We start from the raw sequence: 25,076 nt of genomic DNA, 5'->3' as shown, positions 1-25,076 counted from the left end.
TAGTTATTCTGATTCTTTATATATAAAGTAATCAAAATCAGCAGGGATACTTTGACCGGAAGTATCCTGACATTGCATGCCGACGAATGCCCCCGTGAAGAAACCACCGCCCTGAATATAATCATCTGATAATTTATGTGATGCGAGTTTAATAGGAATTAGTGTCCAATTTTCACCATCAAATGAATAGGAATATTCATAAATAGATGTTTGGACATCTACTCTAAGATAAACATATTCCTGCTCAGCTGGAATTACAATTTCATTTCCTTTAAGTGGTTGGTCAAAGGTGAAGTTATCACATGTGCTTAACTCAAGAATTTTTCCTTTTTCCTCATGCCAGGAAATCTGAAGTGCTGTCCAGTTTTCGGTATTATAATAGTTGACCAGGCCAGCAGATTGTTGAAATGTATTTGGATTAAAAGCTACTTTTGTTTCTGCAGTAAAGTTGAAATGCTGCCAACGTCTTGCTATAAATGCTTGAGTAAATTTAGAAGTAAGAGATTCTTTCCCATATAGTCGTAAATGACCAGGCTTGTCTTTTAGCGAAACAATCTGTTCACCAAGAGGTATACGCAATGATTGGAAATGATTGTTTAATCGTTCTTCATTAAAATCATCCTTCTCTTCAAACTCCTTTTCCCAAACAACTTCCTCCATAGAAGGTCCTTCGATTTCAAGTGATGGGCCATTCCCGTTTACAACATATGGCCAGTCATTTTCCCATTCGACTCTTTGGATAGCAGTCTCTCGTCCAAGTGGACAATATCCTCGTGGATCCAATAACGCTTGGTTGTCTTTAGGTAGTGGACGACCAGTTAAATGAACTAAAAACCATTCATTTGTATGTGTTTGGACGATAGAAGCATGACCTGCCTTTTGTAAAGGGTTTCTCGGATAGGGAAAAGACGTGATTAACGGATTATCCGGATGTACCTCGTAGGGACCCTCTAAGTTTCTGGAGCGTGCAATAGTAGCAGCGTGGTCGTATTTTGTGCCACCTTCAGCAGTTAGCAAATAGTAATAGTCATTTATTTTATATAGATGAGGAGCTTCCACTAATTTAATATCTGTACCTTTAAAGATAATAGTAGAGTCCCCAACTAATTTCTGCTGTTCCACATCATATTCCTGAAGTGCAATACCATAAAAATTATGATGGTGGAGACGATGATCCCACTTCATATTCACTAAATACTTCTTACCCGATTCATCATGATACAAGGATGGGTCAAAACCAGAGCTGTTTAAATAGATTGGCTCTGACCATTCCCCATCAATGGTATCGCAGGTTACTAGGTAATTATGACAATCCTTCCACTGCCCCTCAGTAACCTTTACATCGGTGAATATTAACCAAAACTGTCCATCACTGTAGGACAAGGCAGGTGCCCAAACCCCACCTGAGTTAGGATTTCCCATCATGTTCAATTGACTAATACGATTAAGTGGGCGAGAAACTAACCGCCAGTTTTTTAAATCCTTGGAATGATAAATACCAACACCGGGGAACCATTCAAAAGTGGAAACGGCAATATAATAGTCTTCCCCAACTCTGCAAATACTCGGATCGGGGTTAAAGCCAGGTAATATTGGATTTCGTATAATCGTCAATTGTCATCATCCTTTGCATCTAGTTTTTGCCCATTTTAGGTTATGTAGTTGCTAACAATACAAGTTAAATAATAGATTTCACAGTATTATTAATGCACCTAATAATTCCTAAAATAGAATTTTTTTCAATATGTTAATACATATAACACTAGATTAAATAAAATGGCAAGTTATAATTTTTAGATAATTTCGTATATTCTATTCCGTTGCAGTATCTTGCTGTATACTGACGGACAAAAAGTTTTCGATGGAAAAAGCAGCAACACCTAATGCTGTAGATCTTGTCGATAATTCGGAAAAATCGATTTGAAGATCATTTTGTTGGAACCAAAGAGCTTGATTTGAAATTCTTTTGTTTAACGAATCTTTTAACCATTTTTCAGAGTAAGCTAATCTGTTACCGATAATAACTTGTTGCGGATTAAATATATTTATGATGTTATTAATCCCGATGCCTAAATAGTCTCCAGTTTGTTCAAATAACGCAATGATTTCATCATTTCCACTCTCTGCGAGTGTCACAAGACCTTCTAAATCTTGCATATCCGAAGGGATATCTAGCTTTTCAGCCTGTCTAACAAGCGCTTGCTCTGACGCATATAACTCCCAACAACCTTCGTTTCCACAGCGACATTTAGCGCCTCCTGCTTGTATCGTCATATGACCTAGTTCTCCAGAAAATCCATTAGAACCTTTATAAAGAGAGTCATTAAGTATCAATCCAACACCTATACCAATACCTGCACTCACGTAAATAACATTTTCAAAATCTTTTCCTGCACCAAAGTTTTTTTCGCCATATGCACCAGCATTAGCTTCGTTTTCTATAATTATTGGAATATTATACCTTTCTTCCAGAACTTCTTTTAGGTTTATATTTCTCCAGTTTAGGTTCGGTGCTAACAGAATATTATCATCCTTATCGACAATACCGGGTACTCCAACACCAATTCCTATTACACCATGTGGAGATTCAGGAGTGGACTTCAGAAGATATTCTATTGTCTCAAATAACTTAATCTCAATCTCTTCATAATTTAAATTTTTAAATGTTATTTGCTTCTCAGTGTGAATATTTCCGTTAAGGTCTGTTAGTACTCCGAGTAAATAGTTTACGCCTAGATCTATTCCAATGGAGTAGCCAGCTTTTTCATTGAACAGCAACATAACTGGTCTTCTTCCTCCACTAGATTCACCCGGTCCAGATTCATAGATGAGATGTTCCTCTAGTAGATCATTTACTAAAGAGGAGACAGTTCCTTTGTTTAATCCGACTTGGCTTGCGACTGAAGCTCTGGAGATAGGGGAGTTGTATTTTATTTTATCGAGAACTAATGATTTATTGCCTTTTTTTACAACATGGTGATTCCATGTTTGATGGGTACTCATTTTCATCCTTCTTCAGCTCTTTCTCTCTTTTTCATCATTCTAACATATAAAACATGAATAAAAAAACTTTGTTCATCCACTAGACTAACTTAGTTTTGTTTGCTACAATGAAAACGCATACAATATTCAGAATATTGTTGTAAAATAATTGGGGTGGGGGAAATAAGAATGAAAATCAACAAAATGATTAAAATTCTACTATTTGCTTCTGTATTTTATTTATTGGCAGGGTGTTCAGATTCAGGTGACTCGTCATCAAGTTCAAGCGGTGACAAAGAAATTAAGTTTATGCATTTATGGCCAGAAGGAAGCTCCAAACAGCATTATGATGTTGTAAATGAAATTATTGCTGATTACGAAAAAGAACATGATGGAGTTAAAGTAGATTTGGAAGTGTTGAGTAATGAACAATATAAAGACAAACTAAGAGTTTTATCAACATCTAAAGAACTTCCAGATGTAGGTATGACTTGGGCAGCAGGGTTTTTAGAGCCTTATGTTGGTGGTAACATGTTCGCTCCATTAGACGATGTTATTGAAGAAGAACTTAGTGATAGTTTTGTATCAGGAACTGCAGAAGCTTATGCACTAGACGGTAAGACATACGGGTTACCATTAGAGCTTAACATTGTGACACTTTACTATAATAAAGCAATGTTTGATGAACAAGGTTTAGAAGCACCAAAGACTTTTGAAGAATTAGAAAGTGTTGTAAAAGCTTTTAAAGAAGATGGAATTGATCCGATCGCTTTAGGAAACAAAGATGCTTGGACGGGATCACTTTGGTATATGTATTTAGCAGACCGTTTGGGTGGAGCAGATGTTCTAAATAAGGCAATCGATCGTTCGGGAACATTTGAAGATCCTGCATTAGTAGAGGCAGCGCAAAAGGTTCAAGACCTTGTTGATATGGGTGCTTTTGTAAACGGATTTAATGGATTAGCAGATGAAGAAGCAAAGAGTATGTTCATGAGTGAGCAAGTGCCGATGTATTTAATCGCAACTTGGGATTTACCGAACTACACAACAAACGAAACTGTACCACAGGAATTTAGAGATTCAGTTGAATACTTAAAATTCCCAACAGTTGATGGAAACGGCGACATGAATAGTTTTGTTGGAGGTCCTGGAGTTGGACTATTCGTAGCAGAGAATTCTAAAGTAAAAGAAGAAGCGAAAGATTTTGCTGCATACTTTGTGAAACAGTGGGGTGAAAAAGCGGTTACTCAAGCCGGCGTAATACCTGCTACTAAAGTGGATGCTGATTCTTTAGATCTTCCAGAAATGTATATTGATATTTTAAATGAATTAAATGAAGCAAGTAATATTACGTTATTTGCTGACGTTCAAATGAGTCCAGATGTCGCACAAGTGCACTTAGATTCGATTCAGGCTCTTTTTGGAAAAGAAATGACTCCAGAAGAATTTGCAAAAGCGCATGAGGAAGCTCTTTCAAAATAGAAATGAACGAGTCAATTTCATAATTAATTTATTATAAAGTAGACTTCGTTGATTGAAGCCGTACCCACGTAAAGCATCCGCCTGGAGCGAAAATCAACTTTGTTCGAATTTTACTGTTATTAGCTTCTTTATGAAATTGGCTTAAATAGAAGGAATGTAATGAAAAACAGAGGGTTATCCTGCCTAGTTGGATAGCCCTTCTCTACCTGGTAAGGAAGGAGTTGAATGTTATGAACAAGGTAATGTCTAACAAACTACTAATAGCATTATATATTTCACCTGCGCTGTTACTAGTTCTAGTATTAGTATTCATACCACTAATTCTATCAGGCTATTATGGCTTAATGGAGTGGGATGGAATAGGAGATAAAACATTCATTGGATTAGAGAATTATATAAATGGGCTTCAGGATATGAAGTTTTGGAGTAGTGCCTATCATTCGTTTTTACTGGCTATATTCTCGACACTGAGCTTAGGTATTTATTTGGTAATATCCTTTATATTAGCATCCAAGATAAAAGGATCAGATCTACTGAGAAAGATATACTTAATACCGATGTTACTGTCATCCGTTGCGATTGCACAGCTATGGATTAAAGTGTATAACCCGTCGAATGGTATTTTAAATGTATTTCTGAAACAAATAGGAGTGGAAAATCCTCCTGCTTGGTTAGCGGATCCATCCTTAGTTTTATTTGCAATTTTCATTCCAATTTTGTGGCAATATGCGGGCTTTTATATTTTGATTTACTATGCTGCATTAAAGAATATTCCAGAGTCATTAATCGAAGCTGCAAGAATCGATGGTGCTTCTGCATTCCAAATTGCTACGAAGATTAAGTTGCCTTTGATCAAGGAAGTCGTAAGTGTAACTGTCGTATTAGCAATAGTTGGGTCGTTAAAATACTTTGATCTAATCTATGTGATGACTTCTGGTGGACCGAATGGTGCAAGTGAAGTAATGGCGTCTTATATGTATAAGTTAGCCTTTTCAAGCTATAACTTTGGGTACGGAAGTGCGATTGGGTTCCTTCTATTAATCATTACATTAATCGTAACTTTTATCGTTCGTAAACTAACTACACCAAAAGAGAGAATAGAATATTAAAGGAGGTTTGTATATGAAGCGTGTAGGCTACTTTTTTCTATATTTTAGTCTATTGGTTGTAGCATTGTTTCAAATCGTCCCGCTATTATGGTTATTCATCTTCTCCTTAAAAGACAATAGAGAAATATTTGCGGGTTCACCGTTCGCATTGCCTTCGGAGTTTAGATGGGAAAACTATTTAAAAGTATGGGATGGAGGTATAGGTATTTACTTTTTTAATAGTGTTTGGATTACCACGCTAGCGATCGTATTAACCGTTCTTTTCGCAAGTATGGCTACTTTTGCAATTACGCGAATGAGATGGAGACTAAGTGGGGCCGTTCTTAGCCTGTTCATCATTGGGCTTATGATTCCTATTCATTCAGCATTGATTCCACTGTACAGTATGTTTTTAAGTGTGAATCTAATCGATAATCCACTCGGAGTAGTTATTACATATACAGCCTATAATTTACCCATAACGATGATGATTTTGCTTGGATTCTATTACACGCTACCAAAAGAAATTGAGGAAGCTGCTGTTATCGATGGTTGTTCGGTCAATCGAATGTTTTTCCAAGTTATTCTTCCGATGACAACACCAGTAATGGCTACCACTGTAGTGATTAATATGATTTATAACTGGAATGAGTTTGTGTTTGTTAATACGTTTATCAGCTCTGAGAAATATAAAACATTAACAGTTGGCATCCAAAATTTCATTGGTCAATATATGACCGATTGGGGTGCAATAGGGGCAACTCTAATCATTAGCGTTCTACCAATTATTATTGCTTTCATTTTCTTTAGCAACAAAGTAGTGGAAGGTATCTCTGCAAGTGCGGTAAAAGGCTAAGAAGATTGGGGTAAGTGGAAAGTTAGGCCATGGAGTTAGACAATAAAAATAGCTTCCACAATGGGAAGCTATAATTCACTGCTCACTTTTAAGGCTTCTTGCTTGACGCTCACTTTCTGAAATGCATGTAGGCTAAACCTCATCGATATAAAAGCGTAGACACTTCCGCCAAATATAATTCCAATGGCTGGAAGTAGGCTTATTAAGTAAAAGAATGGCAACAGGCATAGGAAGATTAATAGAGTTGTAATTGGATTAATAAGCATAATGAAAAAGGAATTTTTTATAATCTGTCCTAATTTTAAATTAAAGTGGACGAAGGACGGAAACAAATAAAACAGGAACATGATGAATAATAACATAAAAGCAAATAATGGTAGGTATGTCCAAGTTAACAAATCACTATTAGTAGATTGTATGTAAATAATATCTAATCCAATAATGACTATAATGAGCGTAACAAGGACTCCTAACAAATTACTTTTCATGAATTCCTCTTTAAAATGTTTCCAGAAGGTACTAAACAATGGTATTTCTGTTTCACCTTTCAACCATTCTCTCACTATGGCGAACATTGAAGTAGTAGAGGGGAAAAATCCGAAGATTACTCCACCTAGCAATGTAAAGAAGATCCATAGCAAATTTAAATAGGCAAGTCTTGTAATCCATTCAAGTGCATTATATATAAAACTACTTATTGCATTCATGAAGAACCATCCTTTGTTTTCAATTTATTTGAAAGAATTAGAGAATTATTAATAGCATACACTTTTTAATTATGATAATACAACTTTGTTCGGTTAATTAACAAACAAATTAAACAGTTAAATCTCATGCAAAAGCCATTGGCCAATTTGTAGAGATAAAATTCAGGAGGTCAAAATAATGGTCTATTTCCAAAATGTCGAGAAAATTAAATTTGAAGGTGCAGCTTCCAAAAATCCTTATGCGTTTAAATTTTATAATCCACAAGAAAAAATTGGCGGTAAAACGATGGAAGAGATTTTGAGATATGCCGTTTCCTATTGGCATACGTTTACGATGGATGGATCAGATCCTTTCGGCGCAGGGAGTATGAACCGACCTTGGGATAAATTTAGTGGATTGGATCTAGCAAAAGCAAGAGTAGAGGCCTCATTTGAATTTTATGAAAAGATGGATGTCCCGTTCTTCTGTTTCCATGATATTGATATTGCTCCAGAGGGAAGCAACCTTAAAGAAAGTAATCAAAACTTAGACGTAATTGTTAGCATGATAAAAGATTATATGAAAAATAGTAAAGCTAAATTGCTTTGGAATACCGCGAATAACTTTACGCATCCACGCTTTGTGCACGGGGCAGCAACTTCAAGTAATGCAGATGTTTTTGCCTACTCGGCGGCTAAAGTAAAAAAAGGATTAGAAATTGGTAAAGAGCTTGGTGCTCTAAACTATGTATTCTGGGGTGGACGTGAAGGTTACGACACTTTACTAAATACAAATATGAAACTAGAATTGGATAACTTATCTCGTTTCTATCATATGGCTGTAGATTATGCGAAAGAAATTGGTTTCGAAGCACAGTTCTTAATCGAGCCAAAACCAAAAGAGCCTTCCACACACCAATATGATTATGATGTTGCAACAGCTCATGCATTTTTACAAAGCTATGGCCTGGAAAATTCGTTTAAATTTAATATCGAAGCAAACCACGCTACACTTGCTGGTCATACGTTTGAACACGAACTGCATTATGCGAGGATTAATAATATGTTAGGATCTGTGGATGCAAACCAAGGTAATCCACTTCTTGGCTGGGATACAGATGAATTCCCAACAGATTTATGGACTACAACTCTTGCGATGTATGAGATTTTACAAAATGGTGGATTAGGCAAAGGTGGTTTAAACTTTGACGCGAAGGTTAGAAGAGCATCATTTGAACCAGAGGACCTGTTCCACGCACATATTGCTGGAATGGATGCTTTTGCCGTAGGTTTACGAGTTGCACAAAACTTGATTGATGATAAAGTGCTTGAAAATGTGGTGGACGATCGCTACAAGACGTACAAAGAAGGTATTGGATTAGATATTGTAGAAGGTAATACTGATTTCCATAAGCTAGAAGCGTATGCCTTTGGACTTCAAGATATTAAACAGACTTCTGGCCGTTTGGAGCAGATCAAGGCGACGATCAATCAGTATTTATTGCAGTCATTCAACAAATAATAGGAATGCATTTGGTAGGAGCTGAAGTGATGAAATATGTTATTGGGGTAGATTTAGGAACTAGCGCTGTGAAGATATTGCTAGTCGATACTAGTGGGGAAGTCATTCAAAGTGTATCGAAACCCTATCCTTTAATACAGGAAAAAACGGGTTATAGCGAACAAAATCCCGAGCGCTGGGTGGAACAAACAATAGTAGGTTTAAAAGAGCTATTAAAGGATTTTCCAACCGATATAGCGAATATTGAAGGGATGAGTTTTTCGGGACAAATGCATGGCCTTGTTCTGTTAGATGAACAAAATGAGGTATTACGTCCTGCAATTCTTTGGAATGATACACGCACTACAGCTCAGTGTCAGCAAATCTATAATGTAATTGGTGAAGATAAACTGCTTCAAATAACAAAAAACCCCGCTTTGGAAGGTTTTACGTTACCCAAAATATTATGGGTGAAAGAACATGAGCCGCAAGTATTTGAGCGGGTAAAGACTTTTGTACTTCCTAAGGATTATTTACGGTACAGATTAACAGGTCAGCTTCATATAGATTATTCGGATGCTGCGGGAACTCTTTTATTAGATGTTGGTAGAAAAGAATGGAGCACAACTATATGTGCTTTATTGGATATCAACCCAAGTATTTGTCCGCCATTGTTAGATTCCCATGACGAAGTTGGTACTATTTCTTTAGATATTGCACAAGCAACTGGTCTATCAGCTACAACTCGAGTGTTTGCAGGTGGTGCGGATAATGCTTGTGGTGCAATTGGCTCTGGTATTTTAGAGGATGGAAAAACGCTTTGTAGCATAGGGACATCGGGTGTTGTATTATCTTATGAGGCAACCCCAGATAAGAATTTTAATGGGAAGGTTCATTATTTTAATCACGGGGTCTCGGATGCTTTTTATACAATGGGTGTAACGCTTTCTGCGGGTCATAGCTTGACGTGGTTTAAAGAGGTTTTCGCAAGTGAAGAATCTTTCCAACAATTATTGTCCGAGGTAAATACTGTTCCGGTAGGTTCAAATGGATTGTTGTTTACCCCCTATTTAGTTGGAGAAAGAACGCCTCATGCAGATGCAATAATTCGTGCTAGTTTCATAGGAATAGATAGTTCGCATCAGCGCAAGGATTTTGTTCGTTCTGTTTTAGAAGGAATAACATTCTCTTTACATGAATCTATTGAAATCTTTCGGAAAAACGGGAAGTTGATAGATACTATTGTATCAATTGGTGGTGGAGCTCAAAATGATGATTGGCTTCAAATGCAAGCAGATATTTTCGATGCGAAAATTGTCCGACTAACTAGCGAACAGGGACCAGGAATGGGAGCAGCGATGCTAGCAGCTTATGGGTGTGGGTGGTTTAATTCATTAAAAGATTGTGCAGCTAACTTTTTAAATGAAGATAAACAGTTTAATCCTATTCCCGTAAATGTGGAAAAATATAAAAAGTTATTTCTTATTTATCAACAGGTTTATGGTCAAACAAAAGTTCTAAATAAAGCACTTTTGGAATTCCGCAAGTAAGTGTTATAACGAGTCTCAACTACATAGTTGAGGCTCTTATTTACAAAGGGAGAGGAGTGGCGAAATGAATTATCGTCAAATTGGTAGCACAGATTTAAAGGTAAGTGAACTTAGCTTTGGAACTTGGGCAATAGGTGGAGCATGGGGAAAAACAAATGACGAGGAGTCTTTAAAAGCATTAGATTATGCAATTGGCAACGGGGTTAACTTTTTTGATACAGCCGATGTATATGGGGATGGTCATAGTGAGGAGCTTTTAGCCAAAGCAACGAAAGGAAAACATGGAGAGATTCATATAGCTACGAAATTTTGCAGAGCGGGTGATGTTTATGATCCTAAAACATATTCCATGGAAAGTGTTACGAAGTACTGTGATGATAGCTTAAGACGTCTTGGTAGAGATCAAATTGATTTGTTGCAAATTCATTGTCCACCTCTAGAAATTTTAAAAGATGGTCAAGTATTTGAAGTGCTGGATCACTTAAAGAAACAAGGTAAAATTCGTTATTATGGTGTTAGTGTGGAGACGGTTGAAGAAGGGCTACTATGCTTAGAACAACCAAATGTTGATAGCCTACAAGTAATATTCAACATCTTCCGCCAAAAACCATTGGATCAATTATTTCCAAAGGCTAAGGAAAAGGGTGTCGGAATCCTTGCGCGTGTTCCGCTTGCAAGTGGACTACTAACTGGAAAATTTAATATAGGTACTAAATTTGAATCGGATGACCATCGTAACTTTAACCAAGACGGATCTGCGTTTAATGTGGGTGAAACTTTTGCAGGATTAGGGCTAGAAAAGGGTGTGGAGTTAGCGGGTAAACTAGAATGGATTGCGGAAGGTAGAGAAAATATGACTCGAGCTGCATTAAAGTGGATACTGGAGTATGAAGAGATTTCATGTGTCATACCTGGTTTTAAAACAGTTGCTCAAGTAAAGGATAACCTACAGGCAGTTAATGTTAGTGCTTATACAGGAGAGGAAATGCAAAAACTAGCAAAGTTTTATATGCAAGAAGTCCATAGTGAAATTAAAGGAGTTTACTAGTATTACTTTTGTTAATAATTGGAGTCTGAAGGTAAAGGGAGATGACTGAATGGAGAACATTAGATGGGGAGTATTAAGTACGGCAAATATTGCGCAGCAACAACTAATACCGGCAATTGGCCGAGCAGATAATGCGGAGTTAATAGCTATCTCGAGTAGGGGAAGTCAAGTGCATCCAGTAGCTTCTAAGCTAGGTATCCCTAAAGCTTATGAAAGCTATGAAGAACTTCTTAACGATTCCGATATTGAAGCTGTTTACATCCCGCTTCCTAATCATTTACATAAGGAATGGGTATTTAAAGCAGCTAAGCAAGGTAAGCATATACTATGCGAAAAGCCAGTAGCTTTAACAGCCCAAGAAGCAGAAGAAATGGTGGAAGTATGTCGAGAGAGCAATGTAAAGTTTATGGAAGCCTTCATGTACCAGCTACATCCACAGCATCAGCGCGTAAAAGAAATAATGGCATCGGGTGAAATTGGGGACATAAAGCTTATAAAATCGAGTCACTCCTTTCACTTACAATCCCGTGTAGATAAATTTAGAATGGACAAAGCAAAGGGGGGAGGCTCTCTTTATGATGTGGGTTGTTATAGCATTCATGCGATTCGTTATTTGTTAGATGCCGAACCAGTTTCTGTGCAATGCTTTGCGGAACTTGACCCTGAAACAGGTATAGATTTGAGCACCTTTGGATATTTGAACATGGGCGGGGGAGTACGTGCCATATTCGACTGCAGTTTTGATATGACTGGAAGAAATGAATATGAAGTAATAGGTACAAAAGGAACGATCAAAGTGCCTTTTGCCTTTCGACCAGATAATAACGGTGGAGTAGGGAAGGTAATAACACAAGTGGCAGACATAGTGCGTGAAGAGAATATATACGGGGATCTATACCGGCTAGAAGTGGAACACTTTTCGAAAGTAATACAAATGAATAGTAATCCAGAAATTACAGGAGTTTCTACTATTAATAATATGCAAGTGATAGAAGCATGTTATCATTCTATACAAACCGGAGAACTTATAGAGATGAAGTAATAATAAGAAAGGATTGGGTTGCTAAGTGTCAGTGACAGAAAAGCTATTTGGGTATATAAATGGACTACCAGTTACTTTATTTACAGTTAGAAATAATAATGGTTTTGAAGTATCCTGTATGAATTATGGATGTGTAATTACAAAAGTTTTAGCTTCTGACAGAACAGGGCAATATGAAAATGTTGTTCTCGGATATGATACGTTAGAGGAATACGATCATAATCCAAAGTACTTAGGAGCAGTTGTAGGTCGAGTTGCTGGTCGCATCAGTGGAGACTCTTTTTGTATAGGAGAGGATATCTACAATCTCCAAAAAAACGATAAAAATAATCATATACATGGAGGTCTCAATGGATTTAGTCATACAATATGGAATGCTACTGTGTTGGAAGGAGACCAAGATACTACAATTGAGTTTACCTATTTAAGCGCAGATGGGGAAGAAGGATACCCTGGTAATCTAGAAATGAAAGTAAATTACACCATTTTACACGAGGAAGACACGCTATTAATTACATACACTGGTATTTCTGATAAAGACACATTAGTAAATGTAACGAATCACTCATATTTTAATCTTAGTGGGAATTTGAAAAGGGATGTATTAGGCCATGCACTAACGATGGATAGTCCTTTGTATTTAGAGTTAAATGAGGAGTTTCTTCCGACCGGAAATATAGTGCCGGTTGAGAACTCTGTATTTGATTTTAGAGAAGGTCGTAAAATAATGGATGGAGTGGCCTCTGTTCATCCACAAAATGTATTAGTCGGAAACGGTTACGACCATCCATTTTTATTTACTGAAAACGAACTTAATGCAATGTTATTAACAGAATCAGAAAGTGGTCGTAAACTAGTAGTAGAAACGACAGAGTCTGCAGTCGTTTTCTATACAGGAAATAACATGGGCAATACGGAAATTATGAGAGGCGAAGAGCTAAGAGATTATTTAGGTTTATGCCTGGAAACGCAAGGCCCACCTGATTCAATTCATCATCCTCATTTCCTTTCGTCTATTCTACGAGCAGGGGATGAGTACATGACTACAACAATTTATTCTTTCGGAGTTATAGCAGAAGAATAATACATGAAAAAAGCCGAGAGAAGTTTAAGACACTTCTTCCGGCTTTTTTTATTAGAATTGAATTTCGTCTGGGTCAGGACCCATGCGAACATTTGTAGCTAGTTTAGCAATTGCGTCCATATCTTCAGACGATAATTTGAAGTCAAAGACATTAAAGTTTTCTTGAATACGACTAGGAGTAATCGATTTTGGTAAAGCAACTCGTCCTAATTGTAAGTGCCAGCGAAGCACAATTTGTGATGGAGACTTCCCATACTTTTCAGCCAACTGGTGGAATAAATCAAAATCTAAGAATTTCCCTTGCATAAGGGGACTCCAAGCTTCTACATGAATACCTTTGTCGGATAAATAATTCACAAAGTTCTGCTGTGGTAATTGGGGGTGTAGCTCGATTTGATTGATCATAGGCGTCATCAATCCAGCTGCCTCTAATTGCTCCAAGTGATGTTCTTTGAAGTTAGACACACCAATTGACTTTATTTTTCCTTCATTGTACAGCTCAACCAGCGCACGCCAAGCTTCTACAATACCGTCAACTGGCCAATGGATTAAGCATAAATCTAGATAGTCCGTGTTTAAACGGTTAAGGGACTCTTGAAATGCTTCTTTTGTACGGCCTGCACGAACGTCATCGTTCCAAATTTTTGAAGTTAGGAAGATATCTTCACGAGCAACACCAGAAGCAGCAATTCCTTTTGCCACTCCTTCTTCGTTACCGTAAGTAGCTGCGGTATCAATATGACGATAGCCGACGCGAAGAGCCTCTTCTACAGCAGCTGGAGCTTCTGTTTCGTTATCAACTTGCCAAACACCAAAACCAATTTGAGGGATTTTCAATCCATTACTAAGTGTTAGAAATTCCATGTATATATCTCTCCTCTCTAAAAATATAATATTACCATTCGGATTCCTTTGTATCCAACAATAAGTGCATCAAACACCAAATCTCTGTCTATATCCACATTTTCTGCACATTTCTTCAACTGCTTCTCTTCTAGTAAATCCATCATACAAATTATTTGCTCGTTCACTCTCAATAATATCAGAGAAAGAATTGTTATGAATATTACCTAAGTCAATCACACCTTCACCATCTAGACAGCATGGTACAACGGTTCCATCTACAAGAATAGCTGCTTGGTTTCGAAGAGCGTGGCAGAATCCTTTTCCATCATCCTCCGGTGCAAGTAAACTTGGCCATTGAAACTCATGATCCTGGTTCAAATATATATTATGTGCAATTTTGATGCCTTTGCCGGGTTGAACTTTTTCTTCAATTTTATAGTCTAAGTTATATTCTTTCTCAAGTATTTCCAACGTTTCGCGATTTCTACGTTGTGCAATTTCTGAAACCTGTTCTCTCTGTAAGTTCCATAATCGGAAGGAAATAATGATATTATGTTCCTTGGCTTCTCGAACAAAATCTAGAATATCACCTAAATATTTTTCTCGATTTTCGGATCCCTCATGACCATCGAAACTATGTAAAGAGAAATTGATTTGACGAAGTGCTGGTTTACCTAATAGTTTATGTCGATTTTTATTGATAAGCGTACCATTGGTTGTAATATTAACTCTAAAACCCTTGGCATGACTAGCTTCTAATAACTGATCGACTCTTGGATGTAAAAGTGGCTCTCCTTTAACATGAAGGTAAATATATTTTGTGTGTGGTCGTATCTGATCTAATGTTTTATTAAATGCATCTAGTTTAAGGATATTCTTTGCTCTACTTGTCGGTGGACAGAAACTACAAGCAAGATTACAAACACTCGTAATTTCAATATACATTTTTTTGAAGGTTTTCAAGGTATGTTCTCCATTTCATTTCTGTTTCCTTTCATTTTATCAGAATATCGTCTTTTATTAATGTCTTTTGAGCATAATAAAAAACCCTCAAATGGCAACTTGACCATTTAAGGGTAAAAATCATAAATCTATAATTTCATCGTATCCGACCATTCTATCCATATGACTAGCAATCATAGCTATAATAGTACTGGCTTCATCCTTCTTAAAAGTGAAGGTGCTTTCGTCCTCAAGGACGTCATCGTCTGTCCAAAGTCGATTTACTCTTCGAAGAACACCATCGCCATTAGCGTTATCTACCCCGAACTGATAGGTAACTTCAACGTTATCTTCAATTAGAAAAGCGGTAACCTCAGGAGTTTCCCATTCTACATCGATTTCCTCAATAGTAATTTCATCATCCTCGTCATCACTATCATCATCCAAATAAACTAACTCACTATCACTATCGTGTGTAAGAAACTCGTGAAAGCTTTCATGAACAGCTTCTATAATATCCGTAATATCGTGCAATATAATTCTGGTAGGTTGAAGAAGTTCGACATCGAAGCTTTCTACATAGAACTCTTCGTTATATGGATCAAACAGAATGGTACAAAAATAATCTCGATCCTCATCTTCAGTACTAACAAAAAATTCAATTCTTGGATGCTTAGAAGCACGATTAATATTCATATGCCCAATTTGGTCATACTCCTCACAAATCGAATTTAAGTGGTCCTGTAGCTCCTCTGTTACTCTGTCAAACCATTCTGTAGTAATAGTCATTACCGCCCTTCTTCTTTTATTCCTATTTATCTTGTCCTAAATGGACAAGATTATTCCATTCATTATAAGAAAAGTTAGTGGAGTAAAATTTTAGAGAGGTATGAGACAAATGAAAGAACATTAGAAATCCTTAATGAAAGTTCTACGAAGATTAAAGGAAATATTGGCTATTCTGTAAGTTCAAATTGTCATTTGAAGGACCTTTCTTCAAGAGAGAGTAAAGCACATTGAGGCTATTTATCATTTACCTGTTGGTATGAATTAAACATCTACTAATACTTTTGTATAACGTTTGTATAATTATTTTAAATAAACTTTGACATTTATTGTTTTTTTATGTTAAATAGTAACTAGGCCATGACGTGATTCCTAAGTTCTATAAAAGAGCAAATTATAGACTGTAAGATAAAATTATTGCTCCTTTAGAATGAGGAAAACGTTTTGTGGATGAACGGATTGTATTGAAATCGTTAATAACTGATAAACAAAGAAATATTCTACAAGTGTTGATAGAAATAGATAAAGTAAATGGGATGGGGAATAGACGAATATGATAACAGTAAATAATAATGTGACGGACGAGCTTGTAATGAATGCGATTAAAAATAATCTAGCTATTATTAGGTTTGATATGAATAGGAAGGTCGCATATGTCAATGATCTGTTTGCGCAAACCTTAGATTATACAATAGAAGAACTGTATGAGAAGAGTCATGAAGAATTTTGTTTTCCAGCTTTTGCGAAGAGCACCGATTACGAAAAGTTTTGGAGGAATCTGTTATCCGGAAAAAGTTTTCAGGACAAAGTGGAGAGAATGGATGCTTCAGGAAATCGTGTTTGGTTAGAAGCTACTTATATGCCTGTCTTTGCAGAAGGAACTAGAAGAAAAGTCATTGGAGTTTTAAAAATAGCGACCGATATTACTAACCGACAAAATTCAATTGTACAAGTTGCAGATGACTTGAAACAAATGTCAGCGGAGTTATTCAATCGCTCGGAAGTTGGTATAACAAGAAGTGAAGAATTAGGAGATACGATCAAGCGAATTGCGGCGGATTCTCAAGGGAATCTAGATAACTTGGTAGGATTACATAACCAGACTGATTCAATAAAAGGAATTGTTAAGACGATTCGACAAATTGCTTCGCAAACTAATCTATTGGCGTTGAATGCTGCTATTGAAGCTGCAAGAGCAGGGGAATTTGGCCGAGGGTTTGAAGTAGTAGCAAAGGAAGTAAGAAAACTCTCCGTTCAAGTGGAGCAATCTATTTCAGAAGTAAAAGAAAATATTGAAGGGATTGTACGAGAAATCGAGCAAGTGACTGAGAATATCACACGTGTATCTGATAACGTAGAAAAAACGCATCAGCAAATTCATTTAGCTATACAAGATTTTGCTGAAATTTCTTCGTCTGCTGAGGCTCTTGATGACCGTGCACATAAATTCCAGGAGCTCATTTAAAGTCAATATCTCCAACTCCTGAAGCCTTTAGCGACATTTAACTGCATATGTACTTTGTTCCCCATGTAGTTAACGAAGATAGGAAAAAGCCTGGAAGTGCTCCTCCAAGCTTTTTTTGATTTTTAACAAAATTACCTATGATTTACCCACCTCTGAATAATTTTAGAAATATAGGAGACGATAAATTATGTGTGAAATAACAAGGAGGAATTGAAGTGACTAATACCAATAAACCTAACCCAGATGACCGATCAGATAATGCGAAAAAACTGAAAAAAATGGTGAAGAATACAATTGAAAATATGGAGGCTGCCGAAGAGACAATGGAACACACCATTGGAAATAATCAGGAAGCCATCCGGGAGAAGAATGAGCGTCGAAAAGAAAGTATCGAAGGTTTCCGAAAAGAAATATTAGATGAAGCAGAAAATAGAAATAAATAATAAAAGAAGACCTATTGATCAAATGATCAATAGGTCTTCTGCAATTAAGAAGCGGGTGAAGAGAATCGAACTCTCATCATCAGCTTGGAAGGCTGAGGTTTTACCACTAAACTACACCCGCATAATATGGTGGCTCAGGACGGAATCGAACCGCCGACACAAGGATTTTCAGTCCTTTGCTCTACCGACTGAGCTACTGAGCCAACTTCGATTGTGCTAAGCTGCGAATCTCTTTGTCAGCTTCATTCGTTCAGTTAGTCACGTACTTTAGTACGCTCCTTCCATCACTCAATCGCTTCCTCGACCTTCTTGCTTATCACCAATCTCAAAATCTCAAAATTAAAAAATGGCGGTCCCGACCGGGATCGAACCGGCGATCTCCTGCGTGACAGGCAGGCATGTTAACCGCTACACCACGGGACCATTTGGTTGCGGGGACAGGATTTGAACCTGCGACCTTCGGGTTATGAGCCCGACGAGCTACCACTGCTCCACCCCGCGACAATAATATACTTACAAACACCATGATACTGCGCTCAAGAAAAGTAGGACACCTGCTTCGGCTGACGCCTGCATCGGTGTTAATCGCTTTCTTCGTAAAGCGATTCGCTCCACCCGCGACAATAAAAAATTACAACTACCAACAATAAAATAAAAATGGAGGAGGAAGAGGGATTCGAACCCCCGCGCGGTATGACCCGCCTGTCGGTTTTCAAGACCGATCCCTTCAGCCGAACTTGGGTATTCCTCCGTGATTAACAATTGACTGGATAAGTTCCAAATCATTTGCGACTTTTATATTATATAGCATTATTAACTAGAAAGGCAATAGTTTTTTATGAAAAAAATAAATTAGTTTCTAAAACAGTAGATTTTCTAGGTTATTTTTTCAATTAGATTTCCAGAAACATCGCGTGTCTAAAGGGTTGTTAAGTCATTTTCTCTTTATTTAGAAACTTAATCATACACTTCTAATTTTGGGACATCCTAAGGAAAAGTATTCTGAGGTGATGGAAATGATTATAGAAAAGTCATCGGAATGGGCAGATGGTTTGACTAAACGATTAGAAGGTATTGAACCGTGGGATAATTGGACATTTTATAATATGAGCTATCATATTGCGCAAAATAACTTAATCACGGAGTTCACAGGACTTCAATCTCCGAAGTATTTAACTAATTTAAAGCCACTTGAACATCAATTAAAGGTTGCAGAAACAGTTATTGAAAGAATGAATGGAAAAGCAATTTTGGCTGATGAGGTGGGACTTGGTAAAACCATAGAAGCTGGCTTGATATTGAAAGAGTATTTAGTTCGTGGGCTAGTAAAGAAGGCTTTAATATTGGCTCCCGCTTCACTTATCAATCAATGGGTGGAGGAGCTGCATTATAAGTTTTATATACCCGCTGTAGCTTATAAGAAAAATACTCCTTTAGAACATTGTGAAGTTGTTGTTCTGAGTATGGATACCGCCAAAAAAAGTCCTCATAGAGAACTTATCTTTGCACAGGATTATGACATGATCATTATTGATGAAGCACATAAGTTAAAAAACCACAAAACTAAAATCTACGAGTTTGTGCAAAGTTTAAAGAAGAAATTTTGCTTATTGTTAACTGCTACTCCTGTTCAAAATGATGTGTTTGAACTATTTAATCTTATTTCACTATTAAAACCTGGACACCTAGGAAATTATGAGACGTTTCAATCAGCGTTCTCTGCAAGCAAGCATGATTTAGAGCATGATGACTACCTGAAAGAGCTGGTAAACCAAGTGATGGTCCGAAACCGAAGACAAGACACGGGGATAGAATGGACGAATCGTCAAGTGAATATTATTCCCATACAGTTTACAGCGGAAGAAAAAGAAGTGTATGAACTAATCTTAGACTTGAAGAATATTTCTCCTGTTTTTTCAGGAGCTTTTTCGATGATTACACTACAGAAGGAAATGTGTAGCAGCAAGGAGGCGACATTTCTTACATTAAATAAAATGCGGCAAAATTGTACAAGTTTAGAGGAAAATAATTCTGTAGAATATGTTATGCAAAAGTTAATGGCATTAGATATAAACTCAAAAGCAGAGAAAGCATTGGAGATAGTATCTAAAGCTCAGGATAAAGTAATTATTTTTACGGAATATAAAGCAAGTCAAGCATACTTGCAGTGGTTTTTACACACAAAAGGTATTACAAGCGTGCTTTTTAATGGGAAATTCAATAAAAATAAACGAGATTATATGAAGCATTTATTCAAGGAACACGCGCAAGTATTAATAGCAACGGAATCAGGTGGAGAGGGGATAAACCTCCAGTTTTGTCACCATGTGATAAATTATGATCTACCATGGAATCCAATGAAATTGGAACAACGTATTGGGCGTGTGCACCGGCTAGGGCAAGAACATGATGTTCATATTTACAATTTAGCTATTGATAACACGATTGAGATAGATATATTGCAACTACTTTACAAAAAAATTGATGTTTTCGAAAAGGTCGTAGGTGATTTAGATGATATATTGTCCGCTTTCAAACAGACGATTTAAACGGGGACATGTAAAGGAGGATATATATGTACCCACAACAGGTTCAGCAATATTTAAGAACTTTTTTCTTGGAAAATAATTGTCAGTTTGTAAATGATACGGATCATTATCTCACAGTTCAGCTGACAATAGATATGGATAAACGCATTATGAATAGGCCTTACTATTGGCAATATGTAGAAACTACTGGTGGAGTACCTTGTCCGGCACAGCTTACATTAATAACGGATCAAACAAAGTTGACTGAGAATATTAAGGGCGAGTTAGTGCATTTTGGATCACCGCGTTTGAGTCAACTTTTTCAAGTGACGCATGATATGGGTTCTTTTATCCAAATGTTTGAGCAGGTAGAGGGAACCATTAACCGACCAATACTTACTCCATGGCTAGGAGTGAATTATAAAGTATCCTATTACAGCAATCAAACAAAAGAATTACTTCATTCCCTTGGTATTAACTTGATGAATGGCAATATAATATCCAACTTTCATACTTCTTTAAACGAGATGAATATTGCTCCTTCTATGCCACCAAATGCCTTTTTACTACCTTATGTTATTAAACCAAATCGCGGTTTAGAGCGTTTAGATGGAGTAGTTGAAAATGCGATTCAGCAGGACGACCATTCGTGGGCTGAGCAAGCGAAAAAAAGATGGCAACGAGATATGCGGGTGCTAGAATTCTTCTATGAAGGTGTGGAGGTAAGACCTGAGAGCTACGAGATGGAAAAAACAGCACTGGAACAACAGTATGAAGCGCGGATAAAGATCGAAGTTATAAACGGAGGTATCTTTTATTTAAAATAGACTTCCTGTAAAAGTCCATAATATCACCGAGAAAAGAGAGGCTGGACATGATGTTAGTCACGTCTAGCCTCTCAAAAAATTATCGGTATTAATAGATCCAAACGTCTGTTCGTAACACTTCACTTCGATACGATAGAAACAGATTTTGAAATTACTGAACCGAATGTCTTATTGTTCGGTTTATTATTTCTTTTGAACAGTTATTGTCCATGCGGCATCGCCAACCTGTTCATAGTTAGTAACGTTATGCCCTTCTTCCGCAGCCCAACGAGGAATTGTATCTGTAGCTTGTGTACAATCAAATTCTATTACTAGTTCATCTCCTGAGCTTAACTCTGCGATTGCTTCTTTTGCTTCTACTAAAGGGAAGGGACAAACCATTCCCATGACACCTAATACTTTTTTCATGTATGACACTCCTTCTTTATGCTGTTGTTATGCTTGTTTGAACAGTGGCTTTACTTTTCTTTTCCTTTCTTCCACGAATGAAGACGAAGTAAACAGCTGTCCATGTACCAAGAATCATGAAGATCAATGCGATCCAACCCTGCCAGGTCATTAGAGCCGTCATAACCAACCCGTTCCCAATGGAACAACCACCTGCCAAGCTTGCTCCAAATCCCATTAAGTTACCGCCAGTAAAACTAGTTAATCCTGTTTTTACATCAGGCATTCTAAAGCGGAACTCATTGCTGGCTTTAGCGGCAACAAATGACCCTACCAAAATACCAAGAACTAAAAATACTCCCCAGTTAATGAATGCCAAATCTCCTGTAGTTAAATATTGTAGGATATTTGCGGAAGGAGTAGTAATGCCTAAACCTGCGATTCGACCAGTTGCTGAGCTTAATGGCCAAGCGAGAATTGCAATAAGTCCAACTAATAATGCAGTCAAAAATGGATGCCAGCGCTTTTCAAATAAAATGTGTGCCAACCCTGTTTTTTTTGGTTTAAGTGTTGGGATAACTACTTTTGGTTTTGTAACTTCTTTATAAATAATCCAACCTACCACAGCTAGTAATAGTGCAATTAAAAACCAAACGTTTATTCCGAGAGTATCTGCCATAGAATTCGTTGGTAATTGAGGCTGTTGGATTTTTTGATTTAACGGACTGAGTGGGCCTGTTTTCATAATTGTGCTCATAAGTATATAACCAGCTAATGCAATCCAACTGCCTATTAAACCTTCTCCAGCACGGTACCAGGTTCCAGTAGCGCAACCACCGGCTAGCACAATACCGATACCAAATATAAATGATCCCAAAATAATTGCAAATAACGGTAAAGTACCTGTGCTAATTTGAATGACTTCTAGTGCGACAAGTGTATAAACACCTACACTTTGTACGGCAATGGCAATTAGTAAAGCATAGAACATACGATTGTCTTTCGTTAAATACATATCACGAAAGCCACCAGTCAAACAAAATCTTCCTCGTTGCATAACAAACCCTAACAAAGCGCCACACAACAAACCAGTAATAATCATTTGTACCAAATAAATACCCTCCCTTTAAATCCGACTAAACTAATAGGGTTATAATATATTATTCTATTATTGATTTCAATAGTAATTTTGGAGGAGAAAATTATTTTCATAGATAAAATGAAGAATTTTGATGGTGCAAATGAAAATTAATAAGATAGAAGAGGGCTATTCAGTTTAACTCGAGTATTACATGGAATCTCTCATAAAAAAAACTCCCGAAATTGAGATTTCAGGAGACTGTAAATTACTCTCTTTAATACAGCATAGATTAATTTTCTAGAAACTATATCTTGATTATTTATTGTTCTTACATACTTAATTTATTCATATAGAGTATCTTCTATTGATCCATCTTCCTCATAAATAGTAAGAATACCGTTTTGATCATTTACATATGGTTTTGCTTTTTGAAGTAATTCTGCTTTCGTTTTCTCCACAAAAATAGAACGTTTACCGTCTGCTTTCCTCAAAACCCAGTCGGTTTCACGCGAAATAACTTCATATGTAACACGTTCCTCTTCATCGCCGTGGATGGCTATTCTTGCCTGAGAAGTAGCGATAGAAATTGCTCGTCCCTCCTCGTAATTATCTTCTAACAAGGCATTGGCAATCTCAATAGCTTTCTCTCTTACATCGGTTTCTAGATTTTTCATAGAATCGGGATAATCGTCTTTATTCCATGGCATTTTTAACGCCTCCTTAGCATTCGTTTTCCCGTTTCTTAGGGACTGAAACGTATTTGAATCATCAAATGCATTTTTGGACAGGCTAGGATTTGAAAGGAGGGAGGAAGTTGAGATTTCAAGCTATCTCTAAAATACACATTAGCCTATTTGTTATTGTTCTTGTCGTTTTAATATGGTCAGCTATTAAACCATTCGATTATGCTGACTGGATAGCGGAAGTAAGCCCAGGTGTGATTGCTATAATTTTACTGGTCATAACTTATAGGAAGTTTCGATTTACCACGCTTTCCTACTTCATCATAGCCTTTTTATGTATTCTTACATTTATAGGGGGGCATTTTACATATTCTGAGGTTCCGTTGTTTAATTGGGTGAAGGACGAATTTGACTTAAAGCGAAACAATTACGATCGCATGGGGCACTTTTTTAAAGGTTTTGCTGCAATCGTAGTGAGAGAATTATTCATACGCCTTAGCCCGTTAACAAAAGGTGCTTGGTTATTTGTATGCACGACCAGTATTATTTTATCCATTGCAGCTTTATACGAAATTATTGAATGGTTGAGTACGAAACTTACAAAAGGAAGTAAGGCTGCTAAAGACTTTCTAGGTATGCAAGGAGATAAGTGGGATGCTCAGTGGGATATGAGTTTAGCTTTAGCTGGTTGCCTATTAGCTTTGCTCATCTTATCAAAATGGCATGATCGGATATTAAAGAAGTAATATTACAATTGTTGCATTTTGTAGAATCCTGTCACTTAAATGATATTTCATCCTAATGAGAATGCAATGGTTCTGTCATATATAGGTGGTATGATGAATCTCGTTAGTGAAAAGGAGGAAATTCATTTTATGAAAAAACACATTATTGCACTAACCGCAATTGTAACACTATCAGTAGGAACGGCAGGTCAAGCGTCTGCATCAAGCGTTCATACGGTAGAAAAAGGTGATACACTTTGGTCTATTTCTCAAGCGGAGAATGTAAGTGTACAAGATTTACAAACATGGAACGATCTCAATTCAACAGTTATATATCCATCTCAACAATTAAAAGTGGAGGAAGCTGTGCAAACGTATGTTGTTGTTACAGGTGATACATTATTTAATATAGCTGAAAAATATAATATGACTGTAAATCAATTAATGACAAACAATCAGTTAACTAGTGATTTAATCAAACCGGGAGATAAATTAGTACTAGATGGAGCAAAGGTGATACAACCTAAGGTAAGTGCAGCTACGACGACAACTTCTGTTACTTCTAATGCTCCAACTTCAGAGACTAAAACGACGGCTTCTGTTGAAAAAGAGTTAACGATGACAGCAACAGCTTATACTGCGTCATGTGCTGGTTGCTCGGGAATCACAGCTACTGGTATTAACTTAAAAGCTAATCCAAACCAAAAAGTTATTTCTGTCGACCCAACTGTAATTCCATTAGGTTCAAAAGTATGGGTAGAGGGCTATGGAGAAGCGATAGCTGGTGATACTGGCGGAGCCATCAAAGGAAATAAAATAGATATTTTCATCCCAACGAAACAAGAAGCACTAAATTGGGGACGTAAAACAGTGAAGGTAAAAGTTCTAAATTAATTTGTTTTAATGGAGAGACCTAATGGAGTTAATTCCACTAGGTCTCTTTGGCTTTGTGGAAAATCAGTTTTACAGAGTTCTATCGTTAGTATTCCACTCTACACTATGTGAAAAACTTCATTAGTAAAAATATAAAGTGTACCCAGATAA

The 25,076-nt window shown here is 36.9% G+C and carries 23 protein-coding genes and 5 tRNA genes; 14 read left to right on the top strand and 14 right to left on the bottom strand.

Features of this window, described 5'->3' with window-relative positions:
- Window positions 1-3: 3 nt before the first annotated feature.
- Entirely contained in the window at window positions 4-1,614 is a 1,611-nt protein-coding gene (locus tag BM260_RS06455) for a glycoside hydrolase family 43 protein (protein WP_093536250.1), read from the bottom strand.
- A 198-nt stretch (window positions 1,615-1,812) separates the two neighbouring features.
- Window positions 1,813-3,003: an ROK family protein gene (locus tag BM260_RS06450; RefSeq protein WP_093536248.1), complete on the bottom strand. Its 1,191-nt coding sequence runs from the start codon at window positions 3,001-3,003 to the stop codon at window positions 1,813-1,815.
- Between the two features lie 168 nt (window positions 3,004-3,171).
- On the opposite strand from BM260_RS06450, the gene BM260_RS06445 reads away from it, so the two are divergent.
- From BM260_RS06445 to BM260_RS06435, 3 genes are all read left to right on the top strand, one after another.
- Entirely contained in the window at window positions 3,172-4,464 is a 1,293-nt protein-coding gene (locus BM260_RS06445) for an extracellular solute-binding protein (protein WP_093536246.1), read from the top strand.
- 230 nt (window positions 4,465-4,694) lie between these two features.
- Window positions 4,695-5,573: a carbohydrate ABC transporter permease gene (locus BM260_RS06440; protein ID WP_093536244.1), complete on the top strand. Its 879-nt coding sequence runs from the start codon at window positions 4,695-4,697 to the stop codon at window positions 5,571-5,573.
- Between the two features lie 13 nt (window positions 5,574-5,586).
- Window positions 5,587-6,408, top strand: coding sequence for a carbohydrate ABC transporter permease (locus tag BM260_RS06435; protein ID WP_093536242.1), 822 nt, complete (start codon window positions 5,587-5,589; stop codon window positions 6,406-6,408).
- A 68-nt stretch (window positions 6,409-6,476) separates the two neighbouring features.
- Here BM260_RS06435 and BM260_RS06430 read toward each other — a convergent pair whose 3' ends face one another.
- On the bottom strand, window positions 6,477-7,115 hold the full coding sequence (locus BM260_RS06430) for a YesL family protein (protein ID WP_093536240.1): 639 nt from the start codon (window positions 7,113-7,115) through the stop codon (window positions 6,477-6,479).
- A gap of 178 nt (window positions 7,116-7,293) precedes the next feature.
- Here BM260_RS06430 and xylA point away from each other — a divergent pair, with 178 nt between their 5' ends.
- From xylA to BM260_RS06405, 5 genes are all read left to right on the top strand, one after another.
- Entirely contained in the window at window positions 7,294-8,616 is a 1,323-nt protein-coding gene (xylA, locus tag BM260_RS06425; protein ID WP_093536238.1) for a xylose isomerase, read from the top strand.
- Window positions 8,617-8,645: 29 nt separating this feature from the next.
- Window positions 8,646-10,145 (top strand): xylulokinase, encoded by a 1,500-nt coding sequence (gene xylB / locus BM260_RS06420; protein ID WP_093536236.1) that lies wholly within the window; start codon window positions 8,646-8,648, stop codon window positions 10,143-10,145.
- A 64-nt stretch (window positions 10,146-10,209) separates the two neighbouring features.
- Entirely contained in the window at window positions 10,210-11,193 is a 984-nt protein-coding gene (locus BM260_RS06415; protein ID WP_093536234.1) for an aldo/keto reductase, read from the top strand.
- 49 nt (window positions 11,194-11,242) lie between these two features.
- Window positions 11,243-12,235: a Gfo/Idh/MocA family protein gene (locus tag BM260_RS06410; RefSeq protein ID WP_093536232.1), complete on the top strand. Its 993-nt coding sequence runs from the start codon at window positions 11,243-11,245 to the stop codon at window positions 12,233-12,235.
- A 31-nt stretch (window positions 12,236-12,266) separates the two neighbouring features.
- The gene (locus BM260_RS06405) at window positions 12,267-13,319 is read left to right on the top strand and encodes an aldose epimerase family protein (RefSeq protein WP_407691702.1); all 1,053 of its coding nucleotides are present in this window, start codon (window positions 12,267-12,269) and stop codon (window positions 13,317-13,319) included.
- A gap of 51 nt (window positions 13,320-13,370) precedes the next feature.
- Here BM260_RS06405 and BM260_RS06400 read toward each other — a convergent pair whose 3' ends face one another.
- The 3 genes from BM260_RS06400 to BM260_RS06390 form a co-directional block, all read right to left on the bottom strand.
- Window positions 13,371-14,183 (bottom strand): aldo/keto reductase, encoded by an 813-nt coding sequence (locus BM260_RS06400; protein WP_093536228.1) that lies wholly within the window; start codon window positions 14,181-14,183, stop codon window positions 13,371-13,373.
- 69 nt (window positions 14,184-14,252) lie between these two features.
- Entirely contained in the window at window positions 14,253-15,128 is an 876-nt protein-coding gene (locus BM260_RS06395; RefSeq protein ID WP_093536226.1) for a radical SAM/SPASM domain-containing protein, read from the bottom strand.
- Window positions 15,129-15,248: 120 nt separating this feature from the next.
- Window positions 15,249-15,890 (bottom strand): hypothetical protein, encoded by a 642-nt coding sequence (locus BM260_RS06390; RefSeq protein WP_093536730.1) that lies wholly within the window; start codon window positions 15,888-15,890, stop codon window positions 15,249-15,251.
- Between the two features lie 556 nt (window positions 15,891-16,446).
- Here BM260_RS06390 and BM260_RS18765 point away from each other — a divergent pair.
- Window positions 16,447-17,358: a methyl-accepting chemotaxis protein gene (locus BM260_RS18765; RefSeq protein WP_093536224.1), complete on the top strand. Its 912-nt coding sequence runs from the start codon at window positions 16,447-16,449 to the stop codon at window positions 17,356-17,358.
- Window positions 17,359-17,573: 215 nt separating this feature from the next.
- The gene (gene tlp, locus BM260_RS06380; protein WP_093536222.1) at window positions 17,574-17,801 is read left to right on the top strand and encodes a small acid-soluble spore protein Tlp; all 228 of its coding nucleotides are present in this window, start codon (window positions 17,574-17,576) and stop codon (window positions 17,799-17,801) included.
- 50 nt (window positions 17,802-17,851) lie between these two features.
- On the opposite strand, the gene BM260_RS06375 is transcribed toward tlp, so the two are convergent.
- The 5 genes from BM260_RS06375 to BM260_RS06355 form a co-directional block, all read right to left on the bottom strand.
- Window positions 17,852-17,922, bottom strand: a tRNA-Gly gene (locus BM260_RS06375).
- A 6-nt stretch (window positions 17,923-17,928) separates the two neighbouring features.
- Window positions 17,929-18,004, bottom strand: a tRNA-Phe gene (locus BM260_RS06370).
- A 144-nt stretch (window positions 18,005-18,148) separates the two neighbouring features.
- Window positions 18,149-18,224: transfer RNA gene (locus BM260_RS06365), tRNA-Asp, on the bottom strand.
- 3 nt (window positions 18,225-18,227) lie between these two features.
- A tRNA-Met gene (locus BM260_RS06360) sits at window positions 18,228-18,302 on the bottom strand.
- Window positions 18,303-18,459: 157 nt separating this feature from the next.
- A tRNA-Ser gene (locus tag BM260_RS06355) sits at window positions 18,460-18,552 on the bottom strand.
- A 259-nt stretch (window positions 18,553-18,811) separates the two neighbouring features.
- Between BM260_RS06355 and BM260_RS06350 the strand changes: the two genes are divergently transcribed.
- Together BM260_RS06350 and BM260_RS06345 are read left to right on the top strand one after the other, a co-directional pair.
- Window positions 18,812-20,350 carry a DEAD/DEAH box helicase gene (locus BM260_RS06350; RefSeq protein ID WP_093536728.1) on the top strand — a complete coding sequence of 513 codons (1,539 nt, stop codon included), beginning with the start codon at window positions 18,812-18,814 and terminating at the stop codon, window positions 20,348-20,350.
- 26 nt (window positions 20,351-20,376) lie between these two features.
- Window positions 20,377-21,156 (top strand): YqhG family protein, encoded by a 780-nt coding sequence (locus tag BM260_RS06345; protein ID WP_093536221.1) that lies wholly within the window; start codon window positions 20,377-20,379, stop codon window positions 21,154-21,156.
- A 183-nt stretch (window positions 21,157-21,339) separates the two neighbouring features.
- Here the strand turns inward: BM260_RS06345 and BM260_RS06340 are convergent, their stop codons facing one another.
- From BM260_RS06340 to BM260_RS06330, 3 genes are all read right to left on the bottom strand, one after another.
- Window positions 21,340-21,564: a sulfurtransferase TusA family protein gene (locus BM260_RS06340; RefSeq protein ID WP_093536219.1), complete on the bottom strand. Its 225-nt coding sequence runs from the start codon at window positions 21,562-21,564 to the stop codon at window positions 21,340-21,342.
- Window positions 21,565-21,580: 16 nt separating this feature from the next.
- On the bottom strand, window positions 21,581-22,645 hold the full coding sequence (locus tag BM260_RS06335; RefSeq protein WP_281249745.1) for a YeeE/YedE family protein: 1,065 nt from the start codon (window positions 22,643-22,645) through the stop codon (window positions 21,581-21,583).
- A gap of 320 nt (window positions 22,646-22,965) precedes the next feature.
- Window positions 22,966-23,331: a DUF2188 domain-containing protein gene (locus BM260_RS06330; protein ID WP_093536215.1), complete on the bottom strand. Its 366-nt coding sequence runs from the start codon at window positions 23,329-23,331 to the stop codon at window positions 22,966-22,968.
- Between the two features lie 107 nt (window positions 23,332-23,438).
- Between BM260_RS06330 and BM260_RS06325 the strand changes: the two genes are divergently transcribed.
- A complete protein-coding gene (locus BM260_RS06325) occupies window positions 23,439-24,053 on the top strand; it encodes a DUF2238 domain-containing protein (RefSeq protein WP_093536213.1) in 615 nt (204 codons plus the stop codon).
- Between the two features lie 129 nt (window positions 24,054-24,182).
- Window positions 24,183-24,926: a LysM peptidoglycan-binding and 3D domain-containing protein gene (locus BM260_RS06320; RefSeq protein WP_093536211.1), complete on the top strand. Its 744-nt coding sequence runs from the start codon at window positions 24,183-24,185 to the stop codon at window positions 24,924-24,926.
- Window positions 24,927-25,076 lie beyond the last annotated feature (150 nt).

Source organism: Psychrobacillus psychrotolerans (assembly GCF_900115805.1).
Taxonomy (GTDB): Bacteria; Bacillota; Bacilli; order Bacillales_A; family Planococcaceae; genus Psychrobacillus; species Psychrobacillus psychrotolerans.
This window is presented reverse-complemented; position numbering and strand designations above follow the sequence as displayed.